Origin of the sequence: Vibrio penaeicida, from assembly GCF_002933855.1 — a bacterium.
GTDB classification, from domain to species: Bacteria; Pseudomonadota; Gammaproteobacteria; order Enterobacterales; family Vibrionaceae; genus Vibrio; species Vibrio penaeicida_A.
The window spans coordinates 174,217-187,282 of the sequence record NZ_BFAQ01000008.1 but is presented as its reverse complement, the minus strand read 5'-3'; the positions used below and the strand labels follow the sequence as shown (position 1 = coordinate 187,282).

Genomic DNA, 13,066 nt, shown 5'->3' with positions numbered 1-13,066 from the left:
AAAGTCGCGACAGTAACCACAATTGATATAACCGTCAATTAGCCAGCAGCTCAAATTATTGACGGCTTGGCCTAATAGTAGTGGTTAGTTATTGAGCAAAAAGATTTTTATTTAAATTGATCAAATTTGTAAGTTTCGCGTCAAAGTTTGAACTGCGACTCAATTGATCGTATTTGTAAACGTCACTGCGGTATTGTACTTGCCCGTTTTCTGTCCAGACTGTTTGGTAGATGATGGACACGGGAATCCTCTCTTTTAATGCAACTGCAACCGTTTCTTCTCGGCTTATTCTTTCATGATGACTGGGGCGCATTTTAGAATGGGTGTTTAACAAAAGATGCGCAAAACCCTCTGCAGACTCGATACGAATACATCCGGAACTGAATGCCCTCCGAGATTGAGCAAACAGTGACTTAGCCGGTGTATCATGCAAGAAGATCGCGTTCTTATTTGGCGTGTTGAATTTGTATTTCCCTAGCGCATTAAATGGTCCAGAGGTTTGACGCATACGATGGGGGAAACGCTTAGGGTCTATGCTCGCCCAATCAATCTCTTTTGGGTCGATCAACGTCCGATTGTGCCAGCTTTCTACAATCTCGTAATTATGGCTGGTCAAATACGATTCCTCTTTGATGACCTTGGGTAATATGTCTTTCTCCATGATTTTACGAGGCACATTCCAACTCGGATTCACAATCACTGAATCCATTCTGGTGTCGATTAAAGGCGTCTTCCTAGAAGGCCGACCGACGATCACATCGGAAGAAAAGGTTTCTTTCCCATCTAACCAGTACGACATGGAGTATTGAGGAACGTTAACTAGCACAATGCGATCTCTTTGAAGAGGCCAGATACGCAACCGCTGCGCATTCAACGCGATGAGTCGAAGGCGCTCCTCAATTGACACGTTAATCCATTTGATCGTTTTAGGACCAATAATGCCATCAGGCTCCAGACCATGCTGCATTTGAAACTGTTTGATCAACACTTCAAGGTTGGCATCGTATCGTTTATCTGCGTTGTTTTGGGTTGAAAGATCTACTGATGATACGTCGTACCTCAACACCTCAAGGCGATTAAGCAATACACGTTTATGTGAAAGCTTATCGCCAAGACGAGCATATCGTCTCTTTTGGGTGTAATCGCTCAAATAGGTGTTAAGCCATGGCTTGAGCTCACGAATCGCAAACTGATAGTTGGAATATAGGGGGGATTGCGGTGCCAGAGCTGAAATAAACTCAACCAACTTATCCTGAGATAACGCCACACGAAACGCATTCAAGCTGATTTCAGAAGGAGGAGGCAGGGTTGCAGGCACTCTTCCTCCAAAAAACCACCCCTTCCCCATAGATTGAGCCAGCTCTGTATAGCTGATGTAATTCAAAAGAGTGTCTGTCGCCAGAACATCAAACTCTTGCCAGCGATTGTGATAACGAGCTTCTTTAAGTGCCATCAACCTTTTATAAAAAAGCTCACTTACGTCCGACAGTGCTAGGTTTTCTAGCTGAGATTCAAATGCAACAATCGCATCGTATTGAAACCAAATAGGTTGGTATTGATATTCGTGGTAAAGCGAAGTGATGGCATCTTGATGCGACAAAGCCACCCCTATTGGGGTTGAGCTGTTTACCCATGTTGCAGCGTAGTAATTGTTCGCTGACGAAAAGTACGGAAACATAGCTATAAGCATGAAAAAAAAGCACTTCTTCAATCCCATAGCCAGCCTCACTTACTTTAGTTTCTAATATATGTGTTCCTAAAGTATGGCAAAAAATACTGTAAAAACTTGTATCAGTTTTTAGATTATCGCCGACCAGTGGTTATCCCAATGAATACCGGATGAATATTTTTTTTCATCACCTTGAACTGGTCGCGAAATCACCTTTCCTGCACCTGAGCTTATTTTGAAAGAATTGTTATTAACAACAACCCCCGAAGCATCAGGAAGTGATTCAATTTCCAATAATTCTCCAGTTGATATGCGCCATATTCCATAGCAATTCCCTCTTGGAGACGTGGCTAGTACCCAGTCACCCGCAACTGCGATGCTTGCGATATAGTGATTAAAGCGCGCCCACTGCTCAGGTTCTGCGTTAAATTGAACCATAGGTTGCCCTAATCGGTGTGCAGCGAGCAGAGCTGGATAATCATCTGGTGAGCCACGATACTGTTGCCCACAAAATACGAGACCTTGAGTATGAGTGGAATCGTCAATTCCATAAGCCAAATGGCGAATACTCAACTTGTTATCTGGAAGCGACACTTGCTCTACTATTTTGCCTTCAGCGCTTATATAGGTGAGAGATGGCAACATTGTTTCGAGATTTAACGGTGTTCGCCCGTTGGTGTGAACCCCACCGACTCCTACCGCTAAATTGCCGCTAGGTAACATGATGATTTCGTGAGGCCCTAACCCGAACCCAGTAAATTCTGAAACTTTTTCGAAATTTCTAGCAACGTCATAAACGCCAATGATCCCTCGACTTGAGCCTTTTTCCCCTTCCGTGGCATACAGTAATTGCCCATCAGGAGAAAACACGCCGTGCCCATAAAAATGACGCTCAGGTTTCGCTGCTACAATCGGCAGCATGTCACCGGTGCGAAAATCAAAAGGCTGGAAGAAAGCGCCCGGCCTTCGACCAAAGACCACTGCCAGTGATCCATTTTTGTGGATTGCCACACCATGACCTCTTGCTGGAAGAGGAATTTGATGGATTGGGCTACCTTCTATATCTGCAACCGTAGCAAAGTATTTGTCGCGGTTTAGAATGGAGCACCCTATCAATGCAGGCGAATTCAGGGCAGATGAAGAGTAGTGCGTTTGCCCTCTTGATGAGCAAGCGACCGTTAAAAATGGTGCAGAAGCACCAAATAAGGCTGCTTTGAGCAGCCTTCTACGTGTGTGATCAGTCACCATCAGTTGCGTTAAACCCTACTACTACACCCAATTCAATCGCGACCTCTTCATGGATCAGATATTTCAAATGATCCAATTTATTGTATTGCGCCAACGTGCTTTGATAGCCTTCTTTCGACTTTAGTTGTGCAAATAGGCTTGCATCCTCCGGCCATGTATCAAGAGTGAGTTCAAACTGCTCAACAATGGCATTTGCCAGTGCCTCTCTTCCACGTTGTCTCAGTTGTTTGTCGAGACCATACCCATGTGCCAAGTACAGAGACTGTAGAGCCTTTACGTTTGCTTTTAGGTTTGAAAGCGACGTTTGTGAGCGCCAAGATTCCGAAAAGTACGGCCGAGGATTGCCAATCTTAGCAAGCGGTCTGCTCATTTTTTTCAAGCTATATTCCAACTGGTTCGACAGTAGGCTGAGGTATTCAGAGTTCCACTTGTTGCTATCCAATGATCGCCACGGGTTTTCTTCCCATGCCTGCGCAATCACTTGGGCTCGGTTAGCAATGTTTTCACTGATCGCCAAACCACTCTGACAAGTCTTAGATTTATCCGTTGAAATTGGTGATGCCGAATCATATAGCAACCACTCAATGGCTCCTAAACCTTGAACAGTCACGCTTTTTGTAGAGATTTCTTCAGCGGTCCAGACTTGGTTTGACTTCACTATTGCAGACATTTTTCTGCCCGTCGTGTTCTTTTTATCTGGCCAAAACTGCATATTCCAACTTTCATTTAATGCATCTTCAGGGCCTCGTTCTTGTCCTTGCAATGCCATCCAGCTGATCATGGTGCTATGCCAAACATACTTAAGCGCGTCCTCGCTCAAATCCTGAGAAAGACAGTATTGTTGCCAACTGAGTGCTTGAAGTTTACTTTCAGCAAGCAGTAAAAACGCTGCTTCTTTTTCAACTTCATAAACGGCTTCACTAGCATGGCTACCCGCGTAATCTTTTGTTGCTGGGTCATACGCAACGACAGAGCCGTTATCACCGCTCTGAACCATAACCGCTTGAGGGCTCTCAGCATCATTGGACTGACACCCCGCCAAAGCGAGTAGACATAAACTCAATGTTTTTTTCATGTTTCGCCTCAATTACAGTGAGTTAAGGAACGCGACCAAAGCTTCACGCTCTTTTTTCGACATGTTTAGTACTTTCTCTTGCGCTGGTTTTGCTTCTCCACCATGCCAAAGCACGGCCTCCATAACATTTCTGGCGCGACCATCATGTAAGAAATTCGTATGCTTATTCACTTCTTGTGTATAGCCAATACCCCAAAGTGGCGGTGTTTTCCATTCTCGACCATTTGCAAGATACTCTGGTCTGTTATCTGCAAGCCCTTCGCCCATGTCATGCAATAACATATCAGTATAAGGATGAATGGTCTGTTCTGATAATGCAGGCAGGCGATCATTTTTAGCCGTTTTAATGTTTACAGCATGGCAAGATTGGCATCCCGCTTCAACGAATTTTGCCTGACCTAATACGACTTGGGGGTCTTTTACATTTCTGCGAATCGGTACAGCTAAGTGTTGAGAATAAAATTCGACGAAGTTAAGGATCTTCTCACTCACTTCTGGTTTTCCACCATGAGGTAAGTCAGCACAAATAGACTGTGCACTGGTGCAATTTTCATTTGGGAATAGCGCGCTCGTTAAACCTAAGTCGCCGTTAAAAGCGGCCGCATTCTGCTGCATAAGATTAGGTTGACCCGCTTTCCAGCCAAATCGACCCAATGCATAATCGTTTGCCGCGACGTCCCATACGCGGTTTGCTTTCCCTGAAATTCCATCTTTGTTTTTGTCTTCAGGATCAGCCATCGCTTGGATAGTCTCTTCCGGAATCGCCTCTAAAAGCCCTAGACCAATCATTGGAGGCGCAATTCGGGCAGAAAGCTGTGTATCTGGGTGCATTGGGCCATAATTCAGATTTGTGATACTTAGATTGGGTTTTCTTAATACCACTTTTTCACCATCGGAAAACGCCACTTCTACATCACTGTAGGTAAGTTTGATTTTCCCTTCTGGCTTGGCGTCAGGAAGACCAAAATCTTGTAACTGCCCGCCGTATGTGGGTTCGGGAACAATACCATCGCGTATGAACTGTTGTTTTTGTTCTGGAGTCATCGCCGGAATACTTAGCCGAACTAACATGGAAACAGCATTGGCTTCCCCAGGCTCTGGCGGGTGGCCACGTCCATCTTTAATGTGGCAGTTTTGACAGCCATTGGTATTAAATAAGGGTCCTAAACCATCTCTAGCATCTGTTGAAGCTGGCGCTTGAACCCATGGGTTACGGAAAAAGCTGTTACCGACACTGAAATCTAGACGCGATGTCATGGGTAGGTTGTTGGCAGGTAAAGAAAAGGCATTCGAGCCATCTTTCTTCACACTGGTGTTACCACCCGACTTGGTATCGTATGCATAGACGCTCGTTGCGATTAGGCTTGAAACAATGGTAGGAATTAGAAACTGCTTCATTCTTGGCTTCTCAAGTGTAAAAAGGGCTCATAAAGAGCCCTTGGATATTATTATACCCAAGTGTCCTCAAGATACAGTGTTCAGAGCCTCATATTCTGTTTCAGTTTAAGGAAAAGGACGCAGTGGAATGACCCGTCCTTTCCAAGTTCTTTGACGAAGAAATGGAGCAGAATATGGGCTCCCAAGGGCGAGTTGAATTGGCTTTCATGCTACGTTACCGATTTTTGATTTAGAGTGACTAAATCTTCATATCGGTGTCTTGCCTGAAAACCAATTCATTCTCGCTGAACCAAGTATCTTGCGGTTACTTGGGTATATATTTTTATGCGATTAAAACTCGTGGTCAGCAGTATCTGGGTTAAGGCTATCAATGCCAATAATGTTAGCAGCACGCTCAATAGAACCTGTCTGCGTCACTAGAGACATGATGGTGTCGTTAACCAACGCGTTACCTTTTGCGTTATTAGACGCAATCAGCTGATCAAAGTGTTGGTTGTTCTTCTCTGCAGAAACCACCAGTTGACCGACTTGTGCACGCGCCATATCAAATTGCTTCTGGATCTCTTTCGCTGCTTGTTTGTCTTTTTGAGCAACTAAGTCATAAATACTAGGACCCGAAACAAGCTGACCATTTTCACGCTTGTACAAGCCAGTGAAAACGTTGTAGATACCTTGTTCGTTGTAGTAGTGAGAGTTATGAGTGTTATCAGAGAAACAATCGTGCTCGTCTTCTGTCGAGTTTGCTTCCAGTGCGACTTTCATACGCTCACCTGCAAGCTCACCAAGAGAAAGTGAACCCATGCCGAATAGCATTTTGCGCAAACCGTTGTCTGCTGAACCTGCTAGCAGTTCTTTGCGGTAGTTGTCTGATTGATTTGGAGCCCACTGCTTTTCCATCCACTCAAGATCTTGGATAAGAAGCTGAGAAGCAGCTTTCAAGTAGTCGCGGCGGCGATCACAGTTACCATTAGTACAGCCGGAACCGTCAACAAAATCTGTGTATGAGCGTTCACCAGCACCAGAGTTAGTACCGTTTAGATCCTGACCCCAAAGCAAAAACTCAATCGCGTGATATCCAGATGCAACGTTCGCTTCAGATCCACCAATCTCATTAAGATCGGCAATCAGTTGAGGCGTAATCTCGCTTGCATCGACGACCTGAGAACCCACTTGAATTTTAGTGTTGGCAACGATGTTAGCCTGCGCACCTTCGTTACCTAATTCATATTGGTAATCACTTGTAACGTAGTCGATCAAACCTTCATCTAATGGCCATGCATTCAACTGACCTTCCCAGTCATCAACGACAGCATTTCCGAATCGGAAAACTTCTGTTTGTTGATAAGGTACACGAGAATTTACCCAAGCTTGACGTACAGATTCCAAAGAGGTTTTAGAAGGGTTTGCTAGGAATTGGTCAATGGATTGATCGAGGTTCTTTGCAGTGATGGTCGCATCAGAAAATACAGCGTGAGCGAGGTCTGCGTAATGCTCTACTACTTGGCCTTTAGTTACAGCCGCAATTGACGCACCACTGGTCACAAGAAGTGAAGCAGTAATGGCACGAGCAATGAGTCGTTTTGAAATCATGGAAATCGTCCTTGTTGAGCAAAATTGTTATATGTAATTTGTAGTGCTAATTATTATCATTTGCACCTAGATTTCGATCATACAAACTTACACTTTAATTTCAAGCGACAAAAACGAAAAAACCCCACATCTGTGGGGTTTATTTCAAACAAATAATAGATCTATCACAAATCAAGTAAGTGCTTACCATGCGAGACTTTTGCTTTCAAATAGCTCTCGTTTCCATGTTTGATATGAGCATGAGTGTTTACCACTTCCTCTATCTCGATATCATGATCTTGCAGCTCTTTTATCTTCTTAGGATTATTGGTGATCAGGCGAATCTTTTTAACGTCTAATGCATCAAGCATTTGAGCGGCTTCTGTGAAATCTCGAAGATCATCACCAAAACCTAAATGATTGTTTGCTTCATACGTGTTCATACCTTCACTTTGTAAACGATAAGCATCAATTTTGTTGTACAAGCCAATGCCACGCCCCTCTTGACGCAAATAAAGAATGATGCCGCCTAGCTCACCCATTTTTTCAATGGTTTCATCTAGCTGTTCTCCACAGTCACAACGTGACGAGTGAAAAACATCTCCAGTTAGACACTCAGAGTGCATCCTAACCAGTGGTGCTTTGCTATCCTGATCTGCTGATTTAAAAACAATCGCGACATGTTCTTTATCTGTTTCTAATCCGTGAAAAGACAATAATTCTGCATCAATGTGACTTTTAGAACCAACTTTTAACTCTACTCTGGCTCGTACTTCCGCCATAACTCTTCCCATTTATGATGAATGTGCTCTGCACATTCTTATATTCGCTCTCTATATTGTATGACAGAGGCATTCTGACTACTAGATGGGGATACGAGATATGATAATCAACCGATCACTCCCTATCTCCCCGATTATGAATTGTTATATTATAACAATTACCAATAATCACAAAACCTCCTTCGAATGAAACACGAATAAAATGAAAAAGCCCGCAACAGTTGCGGGCTTAGAAGAGAATGAATTTATGTTCTTCACAAAAAACCACCAGCGATGGGTGGGTGAAATTGCATTAGATCGAGATTAAGCCATCTAATGTTGTTTTTTCTGCCAAAGAATAAGCTGGACCCAGAGGTTTTCAAGCTCTGAAAGCTCTTCTTTTGTTAGAACAGATAAGGTAGACGCAGAACCGGAAACGGAAGATTGCACGCCAGAAGCGGAATGGACCTTATTTTGAAAAATTTGCCGTAAATTGGAGATAGTTGGTTCCACGAAACATCACCTTTATTGCGAAACGTTTTTCTATATAACTACAATAATTTATAAGAATAATAGTAACATTTGCTATACAGTACAAGGAACGTTTAGAAGTTTTTCTGGCTTAATGTCACAAAACCATTTTGATACTGTGAGCCATTTACTAAAAATTGAGACAACTCAAAACTTTATGAGCTCTTTAATTAACATAAAGAGTCAAACAAAGATAACGCCTTAAAACATCGCCAGATGCATCTCCCCTTAATGAGCTTTTAGTTAAAAAATCAAATCTAGATCTTATCTCATTAAACAGCTCGCCAACTATCACGGCATTTCCCATTATTTCCTCCCAGCATTAAACAAAGCTACTCCATTGTTTAACATGGTAAATATCGAACTTGTTTCATTTTTCTTAAAATCTGACAACTTGCGATGACTGAGTTTTAAAATGAAAGCAATTACCCAAGTTCTCTCGATGATTTGTTTGTTTGCAGTAAGCTTTACCATACAAGCAGAGCTAACAGGTGAAGACAAAAACACAAAAACCGTTCATATTGGTTTTCTCAGTGATGATCTTTCTCCTTATTCGCTGGTTCAAAATGGCAATATCACAGGTCTTTTGCCAAGTATCATCCATGAATTCCAAGACTACATGCTTGGAAACGTAGAATTCATAGCATACGAATCCTCGGAAGCACTCCAACAAGCGCTTGTTAACAAACACATCGATGCAATAACAACTCAGGGGACAAACTACAAGGATACGTCGCTTTCGTATTCAAACCCCATAGTATCTTCTAGACAAATTGGGTTAGCACGTGAACAAATTGGGTATCATCATGAGTTAAATACACACACTTTATCTTATATTAACGAGGAAGCCTTTCTTAAGGGGTTATACCCAAATGCGAAATTTATAAGATCCGAAACTGTATCTGATGCCATTTTTAATGTGGCAATGGAAGTGTCCTACGCGACGGTAGGTGATGGTCTTATGCTGTACCAACAACTCCAATCGAGTCCCTACGCTGACTTTTTGTCGATTTCCTTGTTCGACGATCTCCCAGTTCAAAGTCATTATCTGGCGGCGAGAAATGGCAACAGCCAGCTGATTGATAATTTCAATAATGCCATTGCAAACTTCAAACGAAGTGCACGCTATTCCAGTGTTCTAAAAGATTGGCTAGATGAAACACAAGAACGTTTCTTACTGGTGAAAAATGACACACTCGCACTCACGGAAGCGGAGCAAAAATGGTTAAGTAACAACCCACAATTATTAGTCATCACAAAAGGCAATACGCCTCCTGTCGATTTCTTTAATTCAAACGATGGTCATCAAGGTATCTCAGCGGAGATCTTGCAAGAAATATCGCGACTCACAGGGTTAAAATTAGAATACTTAAGTCTCGAATCCGTCAAAAACGACTCAAACGATTATCATCATTCCAACACGTTGCCCCTTATCCACGCTGCCAGTTCTTCAGAACAAGCCAAATACGCCGATCATTTATTTTCACCCCCCTATATGCGCGAGCCATGGGTGCTCATTGGTCGAAGTGAAAACTACAGAAGTGACCTGATTTTTTCAGACTTAGATAACGCAACTATCGGTACTGTAAAAGACACTGTGGGGATAGACAAAATCCGAGATTATTGCGCCGCATGCAAAGTCGCTCTTTACGACAACAGCGATCAACTTCTCGAAGCTCTTGATAATAAAGAGGTCGATAAAGCAATGATGTCTCTCTTCATTGCCTCCCCAAAACTTCAATCCAAGTATGCTGGTCAGCTACGAGTCGTTAGCCTGATGAACAAAAACGCTGAAGTACCCATTTCATTTTCAGTTGAAAAAAACCAGCAGCTCTTAATTAACATTATCAACAAAGCGTTGAACGCCATTCCTCCACAGCGAATTCAAGACATCCATAAAAAGTGGCGTAATGCGAACTACGAAACTGGAATCAACAGTAAAGATGTCGTTTATGGATTTCTCACCGTTGCTGGTATTGCTGGCTTTATTATTTTGCTATTTATCGCCTGGAATTGGAAACTAAAGAAAGAAGTCTTCCACAGAAAGAGAGCAGAGGAAGAACTGCAAAAACGCGTCAACTACGAGCGCTCATTATTAGATGCTATTCCCTTCCCTATCGTTGTTCGCGACGCAAATGGCATTATCCAAAGCACCAATAAGTCCGCGAGCGATCTTAAGTACCTCAATTATTTAACCGAGTCTCTTGTGAACAATAAAGACGAAGATAACTTAATTTTGAGTGGCTATTCTCTGCCTCGGCTAGAAAATGAAGTGGTTATTGATGGTGTCGAAAAATACTACGCCTACTGGAAATGCCCCTATGTCACCCCAGATCATCAGATTGATGGCACTGTAACCATACTCGATGACATTACCGAACTGCACCTAACAAGAAAGCGGGCGCGTGATGCCGAACAAAGGGTTCAAAAGCTTGCAGACAACGTGATTGGTGCCGTACTGCAACACACACAAAGTAAGAATTACCTTCATGCTATCCACTTTACATTTGTGAGTGCTGGTATTTGCGAATTGATTGGTATTGAGCCTGACCAGCTTATGAACTCCCCTCGAACCTTCTTTAGTCCAATGAGGCAAAAGGACAAAAGGGAATTGATTCACAAGGTACGCCAAGCCATTGATGAAGGCTATATGTCGCAGGATGTCGGATTACTTATCGATAACAAAGAGAAATGGCTCCACATCCAAAGCAAGATTACTGAAACTGATGAAAGCTACATTTGGAATACGGTTCTAACCGATATAACCGAACTCAAACAACAACAAAAAGAATTACGAGAAGCAAGGCAAAAAGCCATTTCAGCCACCGAAGCCAAATCCCGCTTCTTAGCGAACATGAGCCATGAAATCCGCACCCCAATTGGTGGAATTGTGAGCCTATTGGAGCTTTGCGAACAATACCCTGTTGCCGAAGAAGTAGAAAAAATTCACGGTAGCCTTTCGCAATCAGCCAATAACTTATTGCACATCGTGAACGACATTTTGGATTTCTCCAAAATTGAGGCGGGCAAGCTGACGTTAAGCCCTCAACCCTGCGTATTCGAAACATTAATAATTCGGATTACTCAACTTCAAGCGAGACATGCTCACGCCAAAGGACTCAAGTTTGGTTTGTGGCTGGATCCAGAACTTGCTCACACCGTTAATATTGATGAAGTTCGCTTAGGGCAGGTGCTCAATAACTTACTCAATAACGCTGTAAAATTCACCGAACACGGAACGATTAACTTATCCGTTAGCCTGATCGAAGAAACCGCTCATCAGCAATCGTTCATGATAAAAGTGACGGACAGCGGAATAGGCATTGAAAAAGAAAACCTCAAAGGCTTGTTTCAACCATTTGTCCAAGCTGATGAAGGTACAACACGGAAATTTGGAGGCTCCGGTCTTGGTTTAACCATCAGTAAGCAGCTTATCAATCAAATGGGCGGCGACATTGCAGTAAGTAGTAAAGTTAGCAACGGCTCTCAATTCAAAATCATTCTGCCCGTGGAAGTCATTCAAACAGCCGAGCACTTGGATAAAGCGCCGCTACAAGGGCTCATTATTAATGATTTCTTTCAATCAAAGGTGCTTTGCGCATACTTGCAAGATTGGGGGATATCAACCGATTTTGGAGAAACGGAAAGCAAAGAAAAATTAGATTTTTTAATCAGTAAACATCAGTGCGAATTCCTGTTCATTTCGGAAATGGATTATGCTCGCCTGGATCTGACTGCTGATTGGTGGAAGGTGAACCACGGCTCTGTTCAATGCTTGGTCCTGTCTGAGAAAGGCATGCTTTCACCGACCCCAAAAGACGATCATTGGCTGTTGTCTTCAAACCCAATCATCCCTTCTCAGCTCAAATATTGCATCAACTCTCAGCCTATTCGCAACGAAGTTAATGAAGTGGTTCACGATGCTCTTAGGTGCACCTCCAAGCAAACACGAGAAGAGGCTATTGATTCAAACCGGTTGATACTCGTAGCCGAAGATCACCCAATAAATCGTCAAGTTATTGCTAGCCAGCTAAAGCAGTTAGGGTATCACGCGGATATTTTTGTTGATGGTAAAGAAGCGCTTAGTGCATTCCAGCAAAACAACTACGGTCTTATCATCACAGATTGTCACATGCCTGAAATGGACGGATACGCCCTCACCAATGCCATTAGACAATTGGAATCTCATAGCCAGCAAAAACGTACACCTATTATCGCTCTCACAGCTAACGCGATTCAGGGAGAGCGAGAAAAGTGTCTTGACCTTGGAATGGACGATTTCCTCTCTAAGCCGACCAAAATGCCCATCATGGATGAAGCTATTGCTCGCTTGCTGCCTGCTGAATTACCTCTTAAAGAATCACCACAGGAGGAGTCAGAGAACGCAGAATTGGACTTTGGATTCTTAGATTTCTCTGATGAAGAAGCAATCTCAAGTGACGCATTTCCGAGCACAGAAACATCCGAACCAAAAACTCAACTCACAGCGCCTCTTATCGATATTACGAAAGTTTGCGACATATTTGGTGACATGGGTATTGCCAAGCAAATCGTTAAAGAGTTCATCGATAGCCAAAACAAGGATTTGTTAGAGCTCAGCTCCGCAATGGAAAACCACAATCACAACGAAATAAAGCAAGTGACTCATAGAATGAAAGGCGCAGCAAGAATGCTGGAGTGTCATGCACTATCTAATGTGCTAGCCGATTTCGAACATGCCGCCACACACGAAGATAGCCAAAAATACAACATGCTGCAGACAGAGGTTATCGCCATTACAAACGCTCTTAACCAATTTGAGTACTCATAAAAGCT

8 protein-coding genes are annotated in these 13,066 nt (G+C 43.0%); 1 reads left to right on the top strand and 7 read right to left on the bottom strand.

All coding sequences use genetic code 11. The features are described from left to right. Window positions 1–88 precede the first annotated feature (88 nt). The 7 genes from VPNCDNU1_RS02640 to VPNCDNU1_RS02610 all read right to left on the bottom strand — a co-directional run bounded on the left by VPNCDNU1_RS02640 (window position 89) and on the right by VPNCDNU1_RS02610 (window position 8,233). Window positions 89–1,690 (bottom strand): L,D-transpeptidase family protein, encoded by a 1,602-nt coding sequence (locus VPNCDNU1_RS02640; RefSeq protein WP_167404704.1) that lies wholly within the window; start codon window positions 1,688–1,690, stop codon window positions 89–91. Between the two features lie 108 nt (window positions 1,691–1,798). Further along, entirely contained in the window at window positions 1,799–2,917 is a 1,119-nt protein-coding gene (locus VPNCDNU1_RS02635; protein WP_104398915.1) for a DUF1513 domain-containing protein, read from the bottom strand. Next, window positions 2,907–3,992 carry an imelysin family protein gene (locus VPNCDNU1_RS02630; RefSeq protein ID WP_104398914.1) on the bottom strand — a complete coding sequence of 362 codons (1,086 nt, stop codon included), beginning with the start codon at window positions 3,990–3,992 and terminating at the stop codon, window positions 2,907–2,909. The genes VPNCDNU1_RS02635 and VPNCDNU1_RS02630 overlap by 11 nt, the downstream gene beginning before the upstream one ends. A gap of 12 nt (window positions 3,993–4,004) precedes the next feature. Continuing rightward, window positions 4,005–5,390: a di-heme oxidoreductase family protein gene (locus VPNCDNU1_RS02625; protein ID WP_104398913.1), complete on the bottom strand. Its 1,386-nt coding sequence runs from the start codon at window positions 5,388–5,390 to the stop codon at window positions 4,005–4,007. Window positions 5,391–5,720: 330 nt separating this feature from the next. Next, a complete protein-coding gene (locus VPNCDNU1_RS02620) occupies window positions 5,721–6,980 on the bottom strand; it encodes an imelysin family protein (RefSeq protein ID WP_104398912.1) in 1,260 nt (419 codons plus the stop codon). A gap of 164 nt (window positions 6,981–7,144) precedes the next feature. Further along, window positions 7,145–7,741: a GTP cyclohydrolase II gene (locus VPNCDNU1_RS02615; RefSeq protein WP_104398911.1), complete on the bottom strand. Its 597-nt coding sequence runs from the start codon at window positions 7,739–7,741 to the stop codon at window positions 7,145–7,147. A gap of 312 nt (window positions 7,742–8,053) precedes the next feature. Continuing rightward, window positions 8,054–8,233: a hypothetical protein gene (locus VPNCDNU1_RS02610; protein WP_104398910.1), complete on the bottom strand. Its 180-nt coding sequence runs from the start codon at window positions 8,231–8,233 to the stop codon at window positions 8,054–8,056. Window positions 8,234–8,666: 433 nt separating this feature from the next. Here VPNCDNU1_RS02610 and VPNCDNU1_RS02605 point away from each other — a divergent pair, with 433 nt between their 5' ends. After that, a complete protein-coding gene (locus tag VPNCDNU1_RS02605) occupies window positions 8,667–13,061 on the top strand; it encodes an ATP-binding protein (RefSeq protein ID WP_104398909.1) in 4,395 nt (1,464 codons plus the stop codon). Window positions 13,062–13,066: the final 5 nt, after the last annotated feature.

Bases quoted from the DNA above. Each gene is read 5' to 3' on its own strand.
- VPNCDNU1_RS02605 (WP_104398909.1), top strand. From the start codon at position 8,667: ATGAAAGCAATTACCCAAGTTCTCTCGATGATTTGTTTGTTTGCAGTA.
- VPNCDNU1_RS02630 (WP_104398914.1), bottom strand. From the start codon at position 3,992: ATGAAAAAAACATTGAGTTTATGTCTACTCGCTTTGGCGGGGTGTCAG.
- VPNCDNU1_RS02640 (WP_167404704.1), bottom strand. From the start codon at position 1,690: ATGCTTATAGCTATGTTTCCGTACTTTTCGTCAGCGAACAATTACTAC.
- VPNCDNU1_RS02635 (WP_104398915.1), bottom strand. From the start codon at position 2,917: ATGGTGACTGATCACACACGTAGAAGGCTGCTCAAAGCAGCCTTATTT.
- VPNCDNU1_RS02620 (WP_104398912.1), bottom strand. From the start codon at position 6,980: ATGATTTCAAAACGACTCATTGCTCGTGCCATTACTGCTTCACTTCTT.
- VPNCDNU1_RS02615 (WP_104398911.1), bottom strand. From the start codon at position 7,741: ATGGCGGAAGTACGAGCCAGAGTAGAGTTAAAAGTTGGTTCTAAAAGT.
- VPNCDNU1_RS02625 (WP_104398913.1), bottom strand. From the start codon at position 5,390: ATGAAGCAGTTTCTAATTCCTACCATTGTTTCAAGCCTAATCGCAACG.